The sequence below is a fragment of the Sphingobacterium wenxiniae genome (assembly GCF_900116225.1).
GTDB lineage: Bacteria > Bacteroidota > Bacteroidia > Sphingobacteriales > Sphingobacteriaceae > Sphingobacterium > Sphingobacterium wenxiniae.
Window position 1 is genome coordinate 229066 of record NZ_FOZZ01000006.1, and the last position, 20034, is coordinate 249099.

Consider the following 20034-nt stretch of genomic DNA (forward strand, 5'->3'; position numbering starts at 1 on the left):
TTTAAATACATTAATTCGTTTTTGTTATTGTAAGCGTTGTGCTTTTTTGGAATATCATCATATTATGTGAAAAGTAGTGTTTGCGCATACTGTTATACTTTTATTATTTGCGATCTTTTTAGATTAGGAACTAAATCTATATCAGTTTAGAGCCGTCCTGAATGTTTCGGGACGGCTCCTGCAAAAAAAAGTAATACGATTTAACATGCCATGAAATATGGCATTAAGAAAGGCAAAAGGATAAAATTCTTATACCTGAAAGGTAAGAACCTAAAACTTAAACGTAATGCCGACATTCAGTACAGATACACCATAGCCTAACTCTGCATATCCTCCTATATTTTGACTGAAGAACCAGCGGCCACCTAAGAACCCAGAGAATCCAACTCCGCTACCGTAGGTGTTCGACATGTTCACATCACTGCCATCAGAGCTGTATTTTACTATATTGTAACCTAACATTGCGCCTCCGTATACATCTAAATTAGGTACAGATGTAAAACCATTATAGTGATAAGCTCCGCGGACACCGGCAATGATATAGTTCCACTTTGCTGTATATCCCGCATCGGTATATTTATATCCTGTATTTCCAATGTAGCCTCCCATGCTGATGACGCCAGGACCACCGACTTCCCATAAGCCATGATCCAATGAGGCACTGATGGCCGGGCGTGCTTTCCCGAGTCCCCCTAAAGCTGTTCCTAGACCTATACCAACGTTTGCTGTGGTCGTTCCTTTCTGAAAGGGTTGCGCGTGAGCAGCTACAGCGATAAAAATCGCGACGAGAATAAAGATTGATTTTTTCATTTTCTTGTGTATTTAAATATGTTTATGATGTATTCTTTAGTTTGCTTGTTCGTAGGTGTATGTACGGGTTTCTATTAGGGTATTGGAAGTTTTATCATACACCTCTGCCTTAATAGGATAGCCTGCACTATTATAGGTGAACTCCCAATGTTGGGTTATTGCCGTGCTGCCGCCTATTCCCGATGTAGTCTGGGAATACGAACGGGCATTGTTCACTGAGCTTAACTTCCAGTTCCAAGGGTAGCCTGTATAGCGGTAAGGTTTGTCGTCATAGTCACCCAGGGTCTGGGTGCTGGTCATTGAATTGTTTGCTGCGGTTATCTGCCAGATGAGCGGATTGCCTTTGTCATCAAATGTATAGGTAGAGGTTATCACATGTTCACCATCCTTGTTAAACGATTTTTCTGTAATCGATTTGCTCGAATAGCTGTAGGTAATATGCGTCATGAGCTCTCCTTTTTCATCTTTAAGAGCTCCTGTTGCGGGCTTATTCCCGTTGCCGTAAGTATATTCTTCAGACATCACAAGCTGACCATTGGATTTTCGTTCGATTTTCGTCAGCTTCTCTCCATTGTAGGTGAAATTTTCGACAGTTATGTTTCCCTCTCTGTCATGTACATGGCGTACAACAACCTGATTGCGGTTATTATACTCAAATTTTAATTCTGTTTTACCATTATTCTTTTCTTCGATAAGCAGTAGTTTTTCACCCGGCTTTACTCCTGCATAACAAGGGCTTTCTTCATCGTCGGGATTGCAGTTGTCTTCATCCTTAGAACAGGACGTAATTGCAATGGCTATAAATAGTAGCCAGATTGTTTTTTGGATTATTGTTTTCATCTTGTTTATCATTTAGTTTTATAACTCGTGTTCTTCATGAGAGATGTTATTCATCCACTGTAAGAGCAAAGTTACACGGGATACCGTGCGTGGCTTACCCCCCAAAAGGGGGGATTTGTTCTCACCCTGCCCCTCTCCAAAGGAAAGGGAGTTCGTTTACTACCTATATAACTATAAAGCAATCCTTATACGAGGTGATTATACACCACAGATTCACTCCTTCTTCAAGGTTATTATATGCGCCTGGTCGTCTTTTAGGATGAGTTCACGATCGGTAAGGCTTAATACCGAATAGCCTGTCTTTTTTCCGTTTTCAACAAGTATTAACCGGTTTTCAAGGATGTTAAATGTTCCGGAACTTCCCGACACCGGCGTGCAGTCTTTGCTATACAGTAAATGAGTATAGTTACTTCCCGAAAAGGTGAAATACGATTTTGCCTGACAGTTGTCTTCCGGCTTTCCTGTTTCAGAAACATAGTACCATTTCCCGGTATATTTTGTTACATCTCCGATCTGCGGACTGTTGTTTTCACGCTGAGCTTGTTGTTCTTTTTTGCGTTTTTGCTTTTCCCGTTTCTTTGCTGGATCGCCATCTACCGCCCGGTCAATGGTCTTACCTACTTTTTCCGATGTTTTCTGTTCGGTTTTCCGCAATACGGTACGCTCGGCTGCCTTTTCTGCACTTTTCCCCACTTTCTCGAAGAACTGGGCTTCTGCCACAAAGGCACACAGCAGCATAGCCAGCGCGAACAAATGTTTTAAGGTTTTCATAGCTTTGTTTTTTAGTTGGCTTTTTTATAGAAATATTCGTGTGTTTGTACCGCGACATCAGAACCTCTGTTATAGACTTCGGCTTTCATCGGGTAGCCGGCTTGGTTGTATGTGTATTTATATATCTGGTCTGTTACCCATCCGGGCGAAGTTGTTTTTATCGCTTGTGGGTTATTGACTGCACTGAATTTCCATGGCCAAGGTTGGCTGGCTAAATTTCCGTTCTTGTCATCATAATTGCCATTTTCGATAATGCTACCGGTCGTGACTAAATTCGCATTTATCAGGTTTCCTTTATTATCAAAGGTGTAGGTATTCGTGACTGTACCTCCATCATCCTCATCAATAAAGGTTTGCGTAACAGTGTTTTGGGAATAGGTGTAGCGAATGGTCAGTGGATCGTTGTTATCGTTCGGACTGTACAGAATGCCCGATACAGGCTTATCGCCAGTTCCTCCGTAACTGTATTCTTCTCTCAAATGGACGTTACCCCCAGCCGCTAAATGGTCGAGCCTAATCAGTTTGCCTGTATTGTCTCGGGTTAAATCAAAACCTCCGCCTGTCTCCGGATTACGGACGTCAGTCAGCAGGTTTTGGGTATTATATTGATACGTCTCGATTATTTTTCCATTCACCTTCCACTCGACGAGCAAAAGTTTATCCCCCGGAGATACTGCCGATGGTCCGGCATAGCACGGGCTTTCTTCATCGTTGGGGTCACAATATTCTTTGTCCTTAGAACAGGATGTCACCACAATGGTTATAAAAAACAGCCAGATGGTTTTTTTGATTATTGTTTTCATTCTCTTTTTCTTTAAATCATTCATTATTTTATTCATAACTGATTCGGAAAGGCACCTGTATTTCACCTCCAAAAGGGAAACGGATCGTAATCTCGTGTGTAATATCGCCACTTCCCTGAAAGAGGTTAGGTGAATCGGTGTGGCTTATCGTCCATTCCGTTTGATAATAGATTGCTGTATTGGATAGCAACTTGCCCAGATTACCGAAAATACTGATTAGCTGCCGAGCATCTTTGGCATACATGAATGCTCCTCCGGTCGCTACTGCCTGCTGTTGTAAATGTACCGTATTTACATCGCCCAAACCGACATTATACAAGGACACGTCTTGACTTAGAGCATGCGACGCTACATTATCGGAAGAACCGCTTCCTTGCCCATCTGTAAATGTTAAAACAGCTTTATTGGGTTTGGCGGAATTACTTTTTGTATAGGAGATTGCTTCGTATTGGGATTGGTACAGGGGCGTCCCGCCTCCTTCCTTGCCACGAAGCTTTTCAATTTCCTGTATCACCATGGCGGTGTCGGTCGTAAAAGCCACTAATTCGTTATGTGTCGAACCAGAAAACGACCACAAAGCCACATCATTTCCTGTACCTAAGTTATTGCAGAAAATTTTGGCAGCATCTAGCCGGTAATTCTCTCTATCGGTTGAGCTGATGCTACCACTTTGATCCATTAGCATTAGAGCTGAATAGTTTTTTTTAGCAGTTCCGTTGATCAGTTTGGAGAGGTTATGCGAAAAACCAAAATCATTACCCCGAAACGTCAGACTGTCTATACTAAAGTTTTCAGATTTTAGGTTGTCTTCGATATTTTCTGAATCGCGAAATACCGCCAGATCCAGCCGGAATTTGAGCCTATCATTTGTTTTTTCCAACACCACGACACGTAGAATAGCCGCAGAAGGCAAGGAATTATCATCAATAGGATCGATAATTGGTGCTGGACCGTTATCTTTTTTACAGCCGAAAAGACAGCCCAAGAGTAAAACTCCTGTCAAAATAAATTTAATGTTCGTTTTCATCTTGTTTACCGTTTTGTTTATAAAAATGGGTTCAATGCCTGAACTTTTGATTGCTTTCATGATTGATGTGACTTATATAATTTCACCTGTCTCCCTTACCTCATACTTGCAAAAAGCATCCTCTATCTCCTTTTGTAAAAGCAAAGTTACAGGAGCATGTCCGCCCGACTTACCCCCAAAAGGGGGTTTTTATTGGGGATAAATAACTTACCTTTGTTATAGCATTGCTAACAGAAGTTGTAAACACTTAATAAAGACCATGATGGGAAGGTATCGGAAAATAAGGATAAGGATGGGTGGGTTATTTTGCTGTATTTTATTGGGACTAACTTTTCCTTTGAATCTTTTGGCTCAATCTTTAGATTCTTTGATTTTGAAACATACGGATAGTGCAGGAAAAGTGCATATAAAATTGTTGTTAGAAGATAGTAAAAAGCATATGTATAGCCATCCCACCGAAACTTTTCATTTAGCTGAGCGAGTACTTAATATTGCTGAAATGCAAAAAGATAAATTAGGAAGAGCTCGAAGCTATCAATTTTTGGGAATCTGCCATTTTCAGGTTACGGCCGATTATGATTCGGCTGTTTTTTATTTGCAGAAAGCTGAAAGGTTATTTCTATCCTTACCAAGTAAGGAAGCTATTGAAGGGAATGCCATGGTGCAACATAACTTCGGAACTATAAAGCAGGTGAAAGGTGAATATGCATTAGCGATTGATTATTATATTCAAGCGTTGAAGCTATTTGATGAGGTAGAGAATACAAAATTTTATGCTTATACGCTGAACAATATTTCTACGTTGTACGCCTTGGTGAAAGATAACCAAAAGGCTGAAAAATATGCAAGAGCGTGTATTAAACTCTCTCAACAGCAAGGCGATGCTTTTATGAAAGCAACGGGTAGCATAGCTTTGGCTGACGCATTATTGCAACAAGGGGAGTATAATGAGATAATGCCTCTGTTGGAAGTCATTCTGGAATATGGACAAACTCATAATGACCCATATAAGGTCTTATTATACCACTTAAATTATGGGACTTATCTTATGAAATATAAGAAGGATTATGCATCTGCGGTGAAAGAATATGAGAAAGCACTCGCGTTAACAGAATCCATTGGAGACGAATGGGAATTGATGCGGCAAAACTCTGCCTTATCAGAAGCCTATTTGCAAAATAATCAATTTGACGAAGCTTATTCATCAGCTCAACGCAGTATGCTGCTGAGTGAAAAGTTGGGTGCTAAGGATAAGAAGGAAATTGCCTTGTTTGTTTTGGCACAAGTTAATGTCCATAAAAGAAAATTTGAACAAGCATATCAACAGCTATATTCAGCTTATTTGCTTAAAGACACTCTTTTCAATGATGACAGTCAGCAACATACTGCATTTATAGAAACAGTATACCAAACGGAAAAGAAAGAACTCAAAATCGAAGCTTTGGAAAAACAACGGCAACTCTATATTTGGCTTGGTATTGCCGGGGGGACTATTCTGCTTACGGTACTCGCATTTGCTTTGATACGTTATCGATTAGCGGTTAATAAACGTAAACTGGCCGAAGAAGAAGCCCAACGTTTGCAACAGGAAAAACAGCTGGTGGCCGTGCAGGCCACCTTGGATGGTGAAGCAGCTGAACGCTCGCGCTTAGCGAAAGACTTGCATGATGGCTTGGGGAGTATGCTTTCTTTGGTGAAATTTAATTTGCCACAGATGAAAGGAGAGGCTGCTGTATTGGATACAATTGACGTTACCCGTTTTCAGAAAGCTTTAGGAATGCTGGATGATTCCATACAGGAGTTACGACGTGTAGCACATCATATGATGCCAGAATCATTGCTTCGTTATGGCTTGAGAGTATCCCTGACAGATTTCTGCGAAGCAATTCCGATTGCTGATTTTCATTACTTCGGCGATGAAAGTCGTCTGTCCGAAAAAATGGAAATCATGATTTACCGCTGTATCCATGAATTGGTTAACAATGCCTTGAAACATGCCCAAGCAAATCACATCAATGTGCAACTGGTACAGGAGGAAGACCGTATCTCATTTACTGTGCAGGACGACGGTATCGGTTTCGATCAGGAAAAGGTGACGGAAGGCATGGGCTTGCAGAATGTGCGACAGCGTGTTGCCGCTTTTGCAGGGGAGATGCATATCTATTCTACGGAACAGGGTACTGAGATCCACGTTGAAATAGAATTACCAAAAACCGAAAACAATGATTAAGGTAGCCATAGTTGACGACTTGGACTATCCTTAGACTGTCGCTAGGGAAAGTGTGTTGGAATCTAAGGATTTTTATAATAAAGGTAGTCTGAGACTACCCTGTATTTAAAGGTTCGTAGAGCGCTTTGCTAACTCTACGAACAGTATAGAATATCCCAAACAATATGATTAAAGTAGCCATCGTAGACGACCATAAGATATTAACAGAGGGTTTACAGAATCTTATCGAGGAATCTGGTATAGCCCAAGTAGTCGGCGTTGCACACAGTGCTGTGGAATGCCGTTTGTCACTGGGGTTCTGGAGACCCGATGTACTGCTTCTGGATGTTGGTTTGCCAGATATGAGCGGCTTGGACTTCTGCAAGGAAATCAAAGCACAATTTCCGGAAATCAAGGTTTTGGCACTAACAACGCATAATGAATATGCGGTGGTGCGTCAGATGTTGGATAATGGTGCTTCGGGTTATCTCATTAAGAATGCGATGGCGGATGAGGTGTTGGCCGGTATAGAGGCTGTAACCCAAGGGGAAGTGTTTCTATGTCATGAAGTGGATGTGCTCTTAAAGCGTCCTTCGGAGAAAAATATATGGTTAAGTCCTCGTGAACGTGAATTGCTAAAATTGATTTCTGAAGGACTCACGAATGCAGAAATTGCAGATCGTATTTTTTTAAGTGCAGAAACTATTCGGGGGTATCGCAAAAATCTCTTACTCAAATTAGGTGCGAAGAATACGGCGGTGTTGGTCAAGATAGCGATAGAGCAAAAGTTAATATAAAAAAAGCGGCTGTCCTTTTGGACAGCCGCTTTAGAAAGTTATGGGGTTAAAACCTAATTATTTAGATTTTTTTTCGTCACCTTCCATTTGCTCTTTCAATTGAGCAAGAACATCTAAATCACCTAAAGTAGATTTCTCAACAGAGTCTTTTACTTTTTTCACGGCTGAAGTAGCAGCTTTTGCTTCTTTTTTACGAGCATTGAATTCTTCAATACGCGCTTCAGCTTTTTGGTCTTCCCAAATACGTGAGTGAGAGATTACAAGACGTTTGTTTTCTTTGTTGAACTCGATGATTTTGAATTCGTTAACCTCGTCAACTTTCAACGCAGTACCATCTTCTTTTACAGAGTGTTTAGAAGGACAGAAACCTTCAACACCGTATTGTAAAGCTACGATATCACCTTTGTCACCAACTTTGATTACTGTACCTTCGTGAACTGAACCTTCAGTGAAGATCGTTTCGAAAGTATCCCAAGGGTTTTCTTCTAATTGTTTGTGACCTAAAGAAAGTTTGCGGTTTTCTTCGTCAAGTTCCAACACAACAACCTCTAATGTTTCACCTACTTTAGTGAATTCGTTAGGGTGGTTGATTTTCTTAGACCAAGAAAGGTCAGAGATATGGATCAATCCATCGATACCGTCTTCCAATTCTACGAACACACCGAAGTTAGTCATGTTCTTAACAACAGCTGATTGTTTAGAACCTACTGGGTAACGCTCAGTGATGTTTTTCCATGGGTCAGGAGTCAATTGTTTGATACCTAAGCTCATTTTACGCTCTTCGCGATCCAATGTCAAGATTTGTGCTTCGATTTCGTCACCTACTTTCAAGAACTCTTGAGGTGAACGCAAGTTTTGCGACCATGACATTTCAGAAACGTGAATCAAACCTTCAACACCTGGAGTGATTTCTAAGAACGCACCATAGTCAGCTACAGTAACGATTTTACCTTTCACTTTAGAACCTACTTCTAGTGCAGTGTCCAAAGATTCCCAAGGGTGCTCTGACAATTGTTTAAGACCTAATGCGATACGTTTTTTCTCGTCATCAAAGTCTAATACAACCACGTTGATAGTTTGGTCTAAAGACAATACTTCTTTTGGATGCTCGATACGGCCCCAAGAGATGTCAGTAATGTGAAGCAATCCGTCAACACCACCCAAGTCGATGAACACACCGAAGTCAGTGATATTTTTAACAGTACCTTCCAATACTTGTCCTTTTTCCAATTTCGCAACGATTTCTGATTTTTGGTTTTCTAAATCGTCTTCGATCAATACTTTGTGTGATACAACAACGTTTTTGAATTCATGGTTGATTTTAACCACTTTGAATTCCATAGTTTTACCTACGTAAACGTCATAGTCACGGATAGGTTTGATGTCGATCTGTGAACCAGGTAAGAAAGCTTCTACACCTTTGATGTCCACGATCAAACCACCTTTAGTACGTGATTTTACGAAACCATCGATAATTGCATCGTTCTCCAATGCTTCGTTGATAGCTTCCCAAGATTTTTGTGTTTTAGCACGTTTGCGTGACAATACCAACTGACCGTTTGCATCCTCTTGTGATTCAACAAATACGTCAACTTTGTCACCAACTTTCAAGTCAGGTAAGTCGCGGAACTCAGATAATGCTACAAGACCGTCTGATTTGAAGCCTACGTTCAAAACAACATCTTTATTATTGATAGATACTACAGTACCTTCAATAATCTCACCTTGGTTGATTTGGTTGAACGTTCCAGCGTACTGCTCTTCTAATTTAGTACGCTCAGCTTCGCTGTAGTTACCGAAAGCTTTTTCATCGAAATCCCAGTCGAAGTCACCTTCTGGTGTGCTCCATGTGCTGGATTTGATGTCGTCGATTAATTTTGAATCTGCTTCAGACTCGATTTTCTCAGTGTCTTTCACTACTTTAGTGTCAGCACCTTGTAGCTCTGCGTTTTTCGCCGCTAACTCTTTTTCTGCTTCTTGTTTTTTTGCCATTAATTATTAATTCTCCTTTTCCCTGCATTGCAAGGACTGCAAAGATACGAAAAACTTTTATTTACAAGAGATTATATAGAAAAAAAGTAAGTCGAGAGAGAAAAGTCGTTTGCGTATGATTTGTCTCACTGTTTAAAGGAGTTATACACCCGCGGTTTCACGATTTTAATGCTCTGTTTGGAAAGAGCAATAGCGGCGTTCAGTTCAAAGCCTATCAGGAGAATCAGCGAGTTGAGGTACATCCAGATCATGACGACAATCAATGTCCCGATGGAGCCATAAAGCTTGTTGTATGCCCCGAAATTGTTAATGTAGAATGTGAATCCCGAAAAGGTGAGTATCGCCAAAATTGTCGCAAGCGTAGCGCCGGCATTGATAAAGTGCCATTTCTTAGCATCACTGGGTCCAAATTTATACAGCATGCTGACGGTTATAAAATAAATCCCGAATAGGACTATCCAACGCGAAAGTATGAGGGCAAATGTCCAGAACCAAGAAAGATCATATTCGATATGTTGCTTTAGGTAGTTGATTACCCAGCCAGTACCAGTGAATATACCGATGCCTAAGGTCAGTGCCAAAACGATGGCAAAGGAAAGCGCAATAGCCAGCATCCTACGTCTGAACCAGCTTCTTTTTTCTTTGGAAAGGGAGGCTTTATTAAAGGCAACCATCAGGGTGGCCATGCCGTTGGTGGCAAAGAAGGTAGCCAATAGAAAACCGAAAGATAGCAAGCCGGAATTTTGGTTTTTGATGATGTCTACCAAAGTGGATTGCAGAAACTCGTATGCGTTATCCGGTAGTGCTATCTGTAACAGTTCCAATAGCGTCTCCTGAAAGTTGTTGACAGGTATATAAGGGATTAAAGTAAAGAGAAAAAGTATCCCCGGAAAGATAGCCAACATAAAGTTATAGGCGAGGGAAGAAGCTTTGTTCCAGATGGACTCGCGGGCTATCTCCTGAAAGAAAAATGCGAACACGGTATAGAGGGGGAGCGAGCCAAATCCGGGAATAACAGCGACTTTCGTCCATTCGATGAACTGGTCATAGGGTTTGAACCGCAATAATGTGCTGTGTATCCTCCGCTTCATGTTTTAGGGAAAGAAAGGTTCCATCTTCTCTTGAAAGACTTGCGGGGCACGGCAAGGTTTGTTCTTGGCCATATCCACAAACACCAGTTGAGTGGAGCCGGTGTTGAGTAGAGTTCCCTCTTCATTGAAGATTTCGTATTCAAACTTGATACGTACCAGTGGCTTTTCCTTGATGTAGGTCACGATGGTGATGAGATCGTCATACCGTGCAGGCTGATAGTATTTACAGGTCAAATCCGTCACGGGCAGCATCACGCCCATTTCTTCCAGTTCCCTGTAAGAAATTCCTGTACTGCGAAGCATTTCCGTACGCGCTACCTCATAGAATGAAGCATAGTTGCCGTAGTAGACATAGCCCATTTGGTCAGTTTCTGCATATCGGATGCGTAAGGTGGTTTCGTGTTTGAACATTCTTCTTTAGTATTGAGTAGAGCGTATTGGGTATTGAGATGTTTTAAAATTCTTTTTGTCTCTATACGCAATACGCATATCGCACTACTTTTTAATATTCCTTTCGTCCAATGCGCGTTGGAATTTGCGGGCATTCACTAAGTGCTCTGCCTGTGTTTTGGCAAAGTTGTGGTATCCCGAGAAGTCATCCTTGGCGCACATGTAGATATAATCGTGTTTTTGATAATTAAGCACAGCATCGATAGCGGCAATGCTCGGAAGCATGATTGGTCCCGGAGGTAGCCCTTTGTACCGATAGGTGTTGTAAGGATTGTCAATTGTCAAATGGCGGTTCAGTACCCGACGGATAGTGAAATCCTGATTAGCAAAGATAACGGTCGGGTCTGCCTGTAGCAACATCCCTTTTTGCAGTCTGTTGATATACAATCCTGCAATGGCAGGCATTTCGTCTGTATGTAAGGCTTCCCCGCGTACGATAGAGGCTAAAATACTGACTTCTTGGGGAGTCATATTCAGCGCTTGAGCCTTTTGTTTGCGTTCATCGGTCCAGAATTTATTGTACTCGTCGTGCAGTCGGTCAATAACTTTCTCTGGCGCTGTATTCCAATAGATTTCATAAGTATTCGGGATGAACATACTAAAGAAACTCTCCTTGGTAAAACCGTAAGATTGGGCCAGTGTGTCGCTATGTAGCAAATGTGAAAAGGTAGCAGAGTCTGCTTCAAAATTTTGGGCTAAAATCGCGGCAAAGTTATCTATCAATCTAATGTTCTGGAAACGGAATTTGACGGCTTCTTGATATCCGCCGCGTAAGTTGCCGATAAGCTGTCGGTTGGACATACCTTCGGTTAGTTTGAAACGTCCCGGTTTTACGGCATCAGAGTAGCTCATTGCTTTTGCAGCATAGTCGAAGAGTTGCACATCTTTTACGATATCCTGCTCCCTCAGCGTATTCAGCACATCCTGATAGGTAGAGCCGGTCTTGATATACAGGTATTCCTGTTGTGCTGTTACACTTGGGCCAAGAAAAGCCTGATAAGCTTTAAAGCCTATAAAAGCACCCACGGCAAAAACGATAAAGAATGCTATCGTAAGCCATTTTGGGAAGCGTCTTTTTTTTTCTGTCATCATATTAAAGTTATGGAAGTGAACGAAGTTATGGGGTGAAGGAAGCTGTATCTTACATCACCATCTTTACTACCATTTCTGTCTTCACCTTATTTTAAAGCTTTATTTTAATTTGACAGTGTTATATTGACTGCCGTTCCTATACTCACAATACCAGCCGTTGTGTCCGGTTGTTGGCTTATCACTTTTGCGGAGAGACTGTCCAAGCCAGAGAAAGAAACTGCCCCAAGATTAAGCCCTACTCCTGTAAGTGCAAATTTAGCTTCATTGAGCGAAAGGCCAATCAGATAAGGTATTTCCACTTCGTTGGCACCACGTCCATTCCCCAGCACCAATGTCACAGCAGAGCCTTTGGCAATCATACGCCCGGTTTTAAGTGGTTGGCCTGCGAATTTCACTTCGAGAACGACATCTCTTGCAATGTCAGCAATATATGTCGTATCCGCTACCTTAAGCGATTGATTGCGTAAAATAGCCGTTGCCTCAATCAAAGTTTTGTCAATGATTTCAGGGAAAGCTACTTCCGGTGCTACCTGCGTAATGATGGTCAAATAGATCGTACGCCCGGTTTTAACTTGTGACTGTGGATCAGGATCTTGTTCGATAACCGTTCCGGGTTTCATCTCCATTTGGTATACCGAGTCGATATTATATTCCAGATCTGCACGTTCCAAAACTTTGATAGCCTCATTGATATGGAGTCCTTTTACTACAGGTACTTCAATGGAATCGCCATGTTTGGTGTATATCTTCAATCCAAAATAAATCGATAGAAATAAGACAATGATAAAAATAACAGCACCAATCAGGTTTTTTCTGAACGAATCTGTTTTGAGGTATGAAAAGAATTTCGACATATATTATTCTATATAAACGTAATAGGGGAGCTGTATGGTATATCTCACCTTCTATATCAAAGTATATTATACTTCAAGGCAAACCTACATAAATTCACTTTTATATGCAATATAATTTAAAGCGATCGAGGTGAAGGCATTATGTAGGTGACGGTAGCAATAGCCCTAGTGAGGAAGGCAAAAAACGCATCTGAAACAGAGGATGTATCGTGGTATTTTTTGTATATTTGTGAGTAGCAATATCAATAAGGTATGACAACGATAACTATAAACAAACGGACTAAGGCTGGAAAATTAATTTTGGAAATGGCAAAGTTTCTCTCTGAGAATGCTAAGGGCGTTGTTATTACAGAAGACGAAACACCGCGTTATAATAAAGAAACTGAAAAAGCAATTAAAGAAGCTAAATTAGGTATTGACTTGATAGAAGCGGAGAGCGTAGATGAGTTATTTGAAAAGTTGCGTGATTAATGTATAAGATTGTTGCTACAAATAAGTTTAAAAAAGACTTTAAAAAATCTATAAAAAGCGGTTTGGAAGAACGTTTGTTGAGGGATGTCGTCAACCTTCTTGAGAAGAGCGGAAAACTGCCTGCGAAATATAAGCCACATAAGCTTTCTGGTAATTATCAGGGGAATTGGGAATGCCATATTCAACCTGATTGGTTGTTGGTCTGGGAGCAGAATGAGGAAATAAAAAATTAGAACAGGAACACATTCTGATTTATTTTAAGCTTTCATAAATTAAATTATAAAATAGGAGAAAATAACGAAAGAAATTTTATGGGAAAGGCTCTTTTTTGCCTAACCGAAAGATTTAACATTAATTATGACCATTAGAGCCTATTTTTCCTGCTTTTGCGGATATAGAGGTTCCCCTAAAATAAGGATAAAAAAAGAATGAAGACAAAAGTAGCATTAATCACCGGGGGCTATACCGGCGAAGCGGAAGTTTCTTTTAAAAGTGCAGCGTTCGTGCAATCCCAATTGGATACGGATAAATATGATGTGTATCCAATTACCATTGGTCTGGATGCTTGGTTTCATGTCAATGAAAACGGTATCCGATACAAGGTGAATAAAGAGGACTTTACCTTGGATATGGATGGACATATCGTAAAATTTGATGTTGCTTTTATCATTCTGCATGGCTCGCCGGGTGAAGATGGACGTTTGCAAGGCTACTTGGATATGATTGGACTTCCTTATACTTCCTGTGGAACATTGACCTCTGCCTTGACCATGAATAAGGGCTATACGAAAGCTATCTTAGCGGATATTCCAGAAATGTCTGTGGCCAATTCGGTGTTACTTTTTGAGAATCACCGTGCAGAGGCGGTAAACTTAGTTAGAGAGAAGTTGCAACTGCCTTATTTTGTGAAGCCTAATGCTGGCGGAAGTAGTATCGGTATGAGCAAGGTGAAGGCCTTTGACGAACTGCAGGAAGCTTTGGATAAGGCTTATGATGCTGAAAATACCGGTAAGCAGGTGCTTGTCGAAGAATTTGTGAGCGGTAGGGAATTTTCGCAGGGTATATTTCGTAATGCTGCTGGGGAGCTTGTTGTATTGCCAGCTACAGAGGTGCGTACTACGCGCGAATTTTTTGACTTCGAGGCGAAGTATATTCCCGGCCTTACAGAGGAAATCACACCAGCAGATCTGACAACCGAACAACAGGAGAGAGCTGCGCGTATTATTCAAGAGATTTATATACGCCTTAATTGTAAAGGTATGGTGCGCGTGGATTTCTTTTTGGAAAACGACACCGATAAGTTTTATTTTATCGAAATCAATACAATTCCCGGACAGACTGCCCAAAGTTTTATCCCACAGCAGGTAAGGGCTTTTGGGATGAAAGAAGGCGATTTCTACAGTGAGCTGATCGAGGCAGCTTTGTAAATAGTATAATAGGGATGTCTAAAAGTTCGCCGTCACCGTCATTGCGAGGCAACGAAGCAATCTTGTGACGGCAAAACGCCGATTGCCTGCCTGCGGTAGGAAGGCTTCCTCGCTGCGCTTCTCCATCGCCAGAGGCGAGGCACAATGACGCGTTTTTGCAGACTTTTTTAGACATCCCCCATCTATTTACCTATATAAATTATTAAGTAGGAGCTTAAATGTACCGTGGGTTTGACTACGGAAAGTAATGTTCGGCGTAAACACGGTTAATTTCCCTTTATCCATTTCTTTCTCAAAAGCAACCACACCATCTTTCAGATATTTCTCTCCCCATGACCAACCACTTTTTAAGACTTTGTCGGAAGCGAACCATAACAATGGCTTAATAGAAGTGTCTTTGATCCGATAAACTTGGTCATTACTGAAATATAAGTCCATCTGTTGTCCGTAACCGTAAGTGGAAGCATGGGGTGCTACATCGACCGTAAGGACAGAGCCAGGAGTATAATAGACTTCTCTACGCAGGGGATTGCCACTGTCATCGACTAAGGCATTTTCCACACCTAATTTAAAATGTTCTGCTAAACTCGCGCTATTGCCGATAGTAACGATATGTCCACCTTCACGTACAAATTTTTCCAGTTGAGGAATGGATTTTTCTACGGTTGTACGTCCCCACATCGATTTGTAATTTTCCGGAAGGCTTTCGGGCATTTCATTCGGCACACCGCGAAAAGTAGGATTGCTACTTAGTGAAGGAATTGAACCGCCAACTAAAACAATCACATCAAAACGTTTGTTCAAATCGCCTTTATCAATGTCAGGAGCGTAAAAGACTTCGTAATCGTAGTGGAATTTCTCGAAAAGGAAGCGCATCCATCCCGAAGGCATGCTCCCGCCATACGTATCCCATAAACCAATGCGTAAGGACTGTATAGCATCGGCTCCGTTAGGGATCTGAGCCGCCTCAAGGATGGTTAATCCTGCTGTTTCTAAGATGCTACGTGACTCTTTGTTGTTCAATACGAAGAAATCGCCTTGCGTTTGGTCACGGTAAACTTTCTGTTTGTTCTTTAACAAAAGATTGGCATAGGCAAAGCTGTCATTTTCTTTAGCTGACAGCTGTAAGAACTTTCCGTTGGGCAGTGGCTTGGCAATAGGTGGTATGGGTTCGCCATAAGGCAGAGCCTCAAGCGGTGCTGTAAAGTCATCCATGATGCGGTCGAAATCCACATGCATCAGATAAGCTAATGTCCATCCTGCGGCATCATAAGGTGCGATAGGAGGACCTCCCGGATATTCAAAATCATTAGGATGGTCTTGTGGCTCAAACATGTCCAATACGTGTGGACGAAAAGCCTGATCGGTCTTCACAACAAAACTCTTCGCAGGGTATGTTTTGCCGTTTACAGAGAAAGGCTGTGTCGCCTGGTGTATCTTTACTCCGTTTGCAGATAATGCATTCAGGAATTTGATTGCTGTATTGAGATCGGCTTGTTCTGCGGGGATGATGAATGCCCGAGGGTCACGATATGTCGGATTCTTGAACAGGGAGTCCATAAATTCCCTTGGCATATAACGTTGGTTCGCCAATTCTTTATTTTCCCGTTTAGCCTTATTGAATGCGCTGTCGATGACGGCTATTTTGCTTGGAGACAGTGACCAAGTATCTTTTTGTCCCTTCTCAATGGAGTTTTTGCCCATCCGGTAAATATTGAAAAGCAACTCGTTTTTGTATTTTGCCCCATAGCCCATCACTGCGTAGTTCAATGAAGTGGAATAATCTATGGATTGTTTGAAATGCCAGGTTTGTGGAATGACGGGATTGTGGGTATCGCTGCTTGGTAATAAGCGCGAGGTAACCAATGGAATCTCAAAAGGATTAGGACCACCGATGATTTCTGTCAAAAGACCTATGGTGTTATGGAAGTAGGTTGTGGTACGTAACCCTCCATTATACCAGGTAGAGAAAACAGATCCTCCACGCTGGGTATAACCAGGTTTATTCTCTGCATACAGACGGGAAGACATTGCCGCACCCAAAGATTCAATGCCGCTCATCAATAGCGGGTCAAATACATAATTGAACGGGTCGCGATAGGGGGCTCCTGCTACCACAGCTCCGGCAGGGGCAGTCTGGTGGTGGTTATACATAACCTGTGGATTCCACTCGATGAAAAGCTGGCGTGCCATGTTTTGCGACTCTTTGAGGTTCAGCATGAAGAAGTCGCGGTTGTTGTCATGGCCTGCATATTTTTGGTAGAGAAAAGGGACGTAAGACAAAGAACGTTTTTCTGGCGTTGCCTCGCGCATATACCAATTGGTGATGAGGTCTTGCCCATCCGGATTAGCGTGGGTAAGCAGTACAATACAGTTGTCCAAAATGGCCTGGGTTTCGTCATCGTTGCGGCTAGCTAAAAGATAGGCGATTTCTATCAACTGGTGCATACCTACTGTTTCTGTGGAATGTAGACCGCCGTCAATCCAAATAACGGACTTTCCTTCTTTTGCCAGTTGTTTTGCCTCAGTTTCTGATAATTCTGCACGAGCGAGCTGTTGTGCTATGGATTTGTAACGCTCCAAGTTTTTCTGGTTGGTTGCCGAAGTCACAATCAGCATAGGTTGATCCCGTCCTTCTTCTGTTTTGCCAATGACCGTATAACGGATGCGGTCGGATTCCTCAGCTAGTTTTTTGAAATAGGCTTCTGTTTGTCCGAATGTAGCTAAATGGTAATCATCGCCGATATTAAAGCCAAAGTGGGCTTTAGGCGGCGTAACCTGTGCGAAACTCTGTGTAGACAGTAGCACACAATAAATCACGAGTGAGGAAAATACTTTTAGATAGTTCATGTTTACGAGGTATGTTAGTATTACCTATAAAAATAAGAAATATGGTGGTAATATAAAAAAGAGGAGAGAAGAGGTATTTGTATTGTTACAAGAGAAGGGGGCTAGCGGTGGGTATATAAAAAAACCTATAAGGTTTTCCGAAACCTTATAGGTTTGATTTACTGTTTGCTATCGCGTGTGATTGTGTGAGAGGCAAATCCTAAACATCATCGCGAGGTAATGAAGTCCCGCCTGAGGCGGGAATGATGTTAAAAACACAGATTGCTTCGTCGTACCTCCTCGCAATGACGCGTTTTGCGGTTTGCAAGGCTTCTTAGACCGCCCCGTTTGTTAAGGAGACAAAAATATCCTCGAGTGATTTGCCTGGATATTTGACGGGCATGTCTTGTAGGGTGAAGTGGTCTTGTAGAACGCCTTTGTTCAATATAATAACCTCATCACAAATGGCTTCTACTTCCTGCATGATGTGGGTTGATACCAATACAGTTCTTTCTTTGCCCAATTCTTTAATCAAAGCGCGTATTTCCAGAATCTGATTAGGGTCCAAGCCGGAGGTAGGTTCGTCAAGGATGAGTACCTGCGGTTGATGGATAATGCACATGGCCAATCCTACCCGTTGTTTATATCCTTTGGAGAGCTGGCTTACTTTCTTGTGTTGCTCGGCCTGCAGTCCTGTTTGTCGGATCACCTCTTCCACCCGTCCTTTTTTTTCCTTTAGCTTATGGGTATTGGCTTCGAATAAGAGGATCTCGCGTACGTACATATCCCTGTATAGCGGATTGTTTTCCGGTAAAAAACCTAACAACTTCTTCACGGCCAAAGACTGCTGTTGTACATTAAGATTTTGTACGAAGGCCTGTCCTGAAGTAGGAGGTAAGAGCCCTGCCAAGATTTTCATGGTTGTGGACTTGCCAGCACCATTTGGACCTAAGAAACCAACGATACGGTTATCGCCTATCTCAAAAGAAACCTCATGGAGTGCCTTTTGGGTTCCATATTGTTTGGTCAATTTATCGACTTTGATAGACATGGCTTAGTTGATATACGGTGATGATAAGTCTCTTTTCCGGATATAGAAATCCAATGCTTTAGCAGCCTGCAGTGGTCTGTCTGTACTTAATATATCCGCTCCGTTTTCAATATAGTCGGCATAAACCTGATCTCCGTTCTGTTTAGCCTGGCGGTCAAGGTTGCCGATTGTTCCCAATATACACAATATGCCATGCTGATGAAGCAGATCGGTGACTTGTCTATCTACTTCACTGGTGCCAACAAAAGCAACAAGGCGTGTGTCCGGTACATCGCGGTCGTTGAGGCGTAATAAATCCTCTGTGCTTTTAATCGATGCGGAAATCATCAAATCGGGTGCTAAATTGTGTACTACGGCTGCTTGGTCAGCACTGTAGGTTATAATGACACTATAGGCCTCAGCTTTTGTGTTGCGGATGGCATCGATGACCATGTGGTATGGGACTTCGCGCTTGACATCCAAGGTAAAGATGACTTTACCAATTCCCCAAGATAAAGTTTCTTCCAAGGTCGGTATCCTAAAATTGGTTACATCTCCCGCTTTGTCTTTCAGATAAAGTGACTTTAACTCTTGGTAGGTATGATTTCTAACCCGACCTTTCCCTGTTGTTGTACGATCTACAGTCTCGTCATGCATCAATACCAGAACAGAGTCTTTTGTCAAAGCAATATCGCACTCGATAATTGCGGGTGTTTTATAAGCGATGCGCTGAAAAGTTTCTAACGCATTTTCAGGGTAGCCTATATCCGGCCCGCCGCGGTGGGCGCTGACTAGAGGAACACGTTTCTCCGAATAGGTAAGGAAACGGTACAAATCTTCTACATCTTGGAAATTAAATACTTGGTTATGATTGCTAACCGTGGTTAAATCCGAAGCTGAATTGCTTCTGAAGCAACCTATCGACAGCATCGTCAGAGATAGGCAAAGGAAAAGGTTAAACTTCTTGGTCATGTTGTGCTATAAGTTGACTAAGTCCCTCCAAGGAGATGTTTAGTTGATCTACTTTGATATGTGCTTGGTCGTAATAAGGACTGCGTTCGGTTAATTTTTCTTCGATAAAAGCCAAGAGATGTTCTCCGGTCAATCCCTTTAATGCGGGTCTTTTAGCGATATTGGATTTCTCTAAACGGGAAAATAAGGCTTTGGGTGTTAAATAAAGATAGATAGATAGCCCATTATCTTTTATCCAAGTCATGTTATCGAAGTAGCAGGGGCTGCCACCTCCTGTGGAGATAATAGCTGATTTGCCTTCCATTTCTTTTAAAACCTCACTTTCCAATGCTCTAAAAGCAGCTTCGCCATGTTGTTGGAAATATTCAGGGATGGACATGCCGACACGTTCTACGATGTAATGGTCCAAATCAATAAACTCTTTGTTCAAGTGGTTAGCAAGCTTTTTCCCCCAGGTGGTCTTACCGCTTCCCATGAATCCCAGTAAAAAAATAGGTCTGTTCATGTTATTATTTGTTCATACATGACAAAGTGATGTCATCGTCATTGCGAGGTAACGAAGCAATCTG

General features: G+C 41.8%; 19 protein-coding genes. 5 read left to right on the forward strand and 14 right to left on the reverse strand.

Annotated features, from left to right (window positions below; all coding sequences use genetic code 11):
- Positions 1-270: 270 nt before the first annotated feature.
- The 5 genes from BM375_RS10000 to BM375_RS10020 form a co-directional block, all read right to left on the reverse strand.
- A complete protein-coding gene (locus BM375_RS10000; RefSeq protein WP_093365724.1) occupies positions 271-810 on the reverse strand; it encodes a hypothetical protein in 540 nt (179 codons plus the stop codon).
- A 36-nt stretch (positions 811-846) separates the two neighbouring features.
- Positions 847-1650, reverse strand: a complete 804-nt coding sequence (locus BM375_RS10005; protein ID WP_139227555.1) for a hypothetical protein — start codon at positions 1648-1650, stop codon at positions 847-849.
- Between the two features lie 213 nt (positions 1651-1863).
- The gene (locus tag BM375_RS10010) at positions 1864-2421 is read right to left on the reverse strand and encodes a lipocalin-like domain-containing protein (protein WP_093365728.1); all 558 of its coding nucleotides are present in this window, start codon (positions 2419-2421) and stop codon (positions 1864-1866) included.
- Between the two features lie 11 nt (positions 2422-2432).
- Entirely contained in the window at positions 2433-3224 is a 792-nt protein-coding gene (locus BM375_RS10015) for a hypothetical protein (RefSeq protein ID WP_139227557.1), read from the reverse strand.
- A 28-nt stretch (positions 3225-3252) separates the two neighbouring features.
- Positions 3253-4251: a vWA domain-containing protein gene (locus BM375_RS10020; protein WP_170852634.1), complete on the reverse strand. Its 999-nt coding sequence runs from the start codon at positions 4249-4251 to the stop codon at positions 3253-3255.
- 346 nt (positions 4252-4597) lie between these two features.
- Between BM375_RS10020 and BM375_RS10025 the strand changes: the two genes are divergently transcribed.
- Together BM375_RS10025 and BM375_RS10030 are read left to right on the forward strand one after the other, a co-directional pair.
- Complete coding sequence (locus tag BM375_RS10025) at positions 4598-6481, forward strand: tetratricopeptide repeat-containing sensor histidine kinase (protein WP_212611662.1); 1884 nt, start codon at positions 4598-4600, stop codon at positions 6479-6481.
- A gap of 164 nt (positions 6482-6645) precedes the next feature.
- On the forward strand, positions 6646-7257 hold the full coding sequence (locus BM375_RS10030) for a response regulator (RefSeq protein WP_093365734.1): 612 nt from the start codon (positions 6646-6648) through the stop codon (positions 7255-7257).
- Between the two features lie 57 nt (positions 7258-7314).
- Here BM375_RS10030 and rpsA read toward each other — a convergent pair whose 3' ends face one another.
- From rpsA to BM375_RS10055, 5 genes are all read right to left on the reverse strand, one after another.
- Positions 7315-9249 (reverse strand): 30S ribosomal protein S1, encoded by a 1935-nt coding sequence (rpsA, locus tag BM375_RS10035; protein WP_093365736.1) that lies wholly within the window; start codon positions 9247-9249, stop codon positions 7315-7317.
- A gap of 125 nt (positions 9250-9374) precedes the next feature.
- Positions 9375-10340 (reverse strand): YihY/virulence factor BrkB family protein, encoded by a 966-nt coding sequence (locus BM375_RS10040; protein WP_093365738.1) that lies wholly within the window; start codon positions 10338-10340, stop codon positions 9375-9377.
- A 3-nt stretch (positions 10341-10343) separates the two neighbouring features.
- Positions 10344-10751, reverse strand: a complete 408-nt coding sequence (locus BM375_RS10045; RefSeq protein WP_093365739.1) for an acyl-CoA thioesterase — start codon at positions 10749-10751, stop codon at positions 10344-10346.
- A gap of 84 nt (positions 10752-10835) precedes the next feature.
- Positions 10836-11882 (reverse strand): endolytic transglycosylase MltG, encoded by a 1047-nt coding sequence (mltG, locus tag BM375_RS10050; protein WP_244525873.1) that lies wholly within the window; start codon positions 11880-11882, stop codon positions 10836-10838.
- A 104-nt stretch (positions 11883-11986) separates the two neighbouring features.
- On the reverse strand, positions 11987-12736 hold the full coding sequence (locus BM375_RS10055; protein WP_093365742.1) for a PASTA domain-containing protein: 750 nt from the start codon (positions 12734-12736) through the stop codon (positions 11987-11989).
- A gap of 252 nt (positions 12737-12988) precedes the next feature.
- Between BM375_RS10055 and BM375_RS10060 the strand changes: the two genes are divergently transcribed.
- From BM375_RS10060 to BM375_RS10070, 3 genes are all read left to right on the forward strand, one after another.
- Entirely contained in the window at positions 12989-13207 is a 219-nt protein-coding gene (locus BM375_RS10060) for a hypothetical protein (protein ID WP_093365744.1), read from the forward strand.
- Positions 13207-13440, forward strand: a complete 234-nt coding sequence (locus tag BM375_RS10065) for a type II toxin-antitoxin system RelE/ParE family toxin (RefSeq protein WP_317614817.1) — start codon at positions 13207-13209, stop codon at positions 13438-13440. Before BM375_RS10060 ends, BM375_RS10065 begins: the two co-directional genes overlap by 1 nt.
- A 195-nt stretch (positions 13441-13635) precedes the next feature.
- Entirely contained in the window at positions 13636-14634 is a 999-nt protein-coding gene (locus BM375_RS10070; RefSeq protein WP_093365745.1) for a D-alanine--D-alanine ligase family protein, read from the forward strand.
- Positions 14635-14820: 186 nt separating this feature from the next.
- On the opposite strand, the gene BM375_RS10075 is transcribed toward BM375_RS10070, so the two are convergent.
- The 4 genes from BM375_RS10075 to BM375_RS10090 form a co-directional block, all read right to left on the reverse strand.
- A complete protein-coding gene (locus tag BM375_RS10075) occupies positions 14821-17484 on the reverse strand; it encodes a M14 family metallopeptidase (protein ID WP_093365747.1) in 2664 nt (887 codons plus the stop codon).
- 313 nt (positions 17485-17797) lie between these two features.
- Entirely contained in the window at positions 17798-18514 is a 717-nt protein-coding gene (locus BM375_RS10080; protein WP_093365748.1) for an ATP-binding cassette domain-containing protein, read from the reverse strand.
- Between the two features lie 3 nt (positions 18515-18517).
- Positions 18518-19465 carry a glycerophosphodiester phosphodiesterase family protein gene (locus BM375_RS10085; RefSeq protein WP_093365750.1) on the reverse strand — a complete coding sequence of 316 codons (948 nt, stop codon included), beginning with the start codon at positions 19463-19465 and terminating at the stop codon, positions 18518-18520.
- Complete coding sequence (locus tag BM375_RS10090; protein ID WP_093365751.1) at positions 19449-19970, reverse strand: shikimate kinase; 522 nt, start codon at positions 19968-19970, stop codon at positions 19449-19451. The genes BM375_RS10085 and BM375_RS10090 overlap by 17 nt, the downstream gene beginning before the upstream one ends.
- Positions 19971-20034: the final 64 nt, after the last annotated feature.

Excerpts from the sequence above, each read along its gene's own strand:
- BM375_RS10060 (WP_093365744.1), top strand. The coding sequence starts at position 12,989 with ATGACAACGATAACTATAAACAAACGGACTAAGGCTGGAAAATTAATT.
- rpsA (WP_093365736.1), bottom strand. The coding sequence starts at position 9,249 with ATGGCAAAAAAACAAGAAGCAGAAAAAGAGTTAGCGGCGAAAAACGCA.
- BM375_RS10015 (WP_139227557.1), bottom strand. The coding sequence starts at position 3,224 with ATGAAAACAATAATCAAAAAAACCATCTGGCTGTTTTTTATAACCATT.
- BM375_RS10020 (WP_170852634.1), bottom strand. The coding sequence starts at position 4,251 with ATGAAAACGAACATTAAATTTATTTTGACAGGAGTTTTACTCTTGGGC.
- BM375_RS10070 (WP_093365745.1), top strand. The coding sequence starts at position 13,636 with ATGAAGACAAAAGTAGCATTAATCACCGGGGGCTATACCGGCGAAGCG.
- BM375_RS10010 (WP_093365728.1), bottom strand. The coding sequence starts at position 2,421 with ATGAAAACCTTAAAACATTTGTTCGCGCTGGCTATGCTGCTGTGTGCC.
- BM375_RS10075 (WP_093365747.1), bottom strand. The coding sequence starts at position 17,484 with ATGAACTATCTAAAAGTATTTTCCTCACTCGTGATTTATTGTGTGCTA.
- BM375_RS10090 (WP_093365751.1), bottom strand. The coding sequence starts at position 19,970 with ATGAACAGACCTATTTTTTTACTGGGATTCATGGGAAGCGGTAAGACC.
- BM375_RS10045 (WP_093365739.1), bottom strand. The coding sequence starts at position 10,751 with ATGTTCAAACACGAAACCACCTTACGCATCCGATATGCAGAAACTGAC.
- BM375_RS10085 (WP_093365750.1), bottom strand. The coding sequence starts at position 19,465 with ATGACCAAGAAGTTTAACCTTTTCCTTTGCCTATCTCTGACGATGCTG.
- BM375_RS10040 (WP_093365738.1), bottom strand. The coding sequence starts at position 10,340 with ATGAAGCGGAGGATACACAGCACATTATTGCGGTTCAAACCCTATGAC.
- mltG (WP_244525873.1), bottom strand. The coding sequence starts at position 11,882 with ATGATGACAGAAAAAAAAAGACGCTTCCCAAAATGGCTTACGATAGCA.
- BM375_RS10080 (WP_093365748.1), bottom strand. The coding sequence starts at position 18,514 with ATGTCTATCAAAGTCGATAAATTGACCAAACAATATGGAACCCAAAAG.
- BM375_RS10055 (WP_093365742.1), bottom strand. The coding sequence starts at position 12,736 with ATGTCGAAATTCTTTTCATACCTCAAAACAGATTCGTTCAGAAAAAAC.
- BM375_RS10000 (WP_093365724.1), bottom strand. The coding sequence starts at position 810 with ATGAAAAAATCAATCTTTATTCTCGTCGCGATTTTTATCGCTGTAGCT.
- BM375_RS10030 (WP_093365734.1), top strand. The coding sequence starts at position 6,646 with ATGATTAAAGTAGCCATCGTAGACGACCATAAGATATTAACAGAGGGT.
- BM375_RS10065 (WP_317614817.1), top strand. The coding sequence starts at position 13,207 with ATGTATAAGATTGTTGCTACAAATAAGTTTAAAAAAGACTTTAAAAAA.
- BM375_RS10005 (WP_139227555.1), bottom strand. The coding sequence starts at position 1,650 with ATGAAAACAATAATCCAAAAAACAATCTGGCTACTATTTATAGCCATT.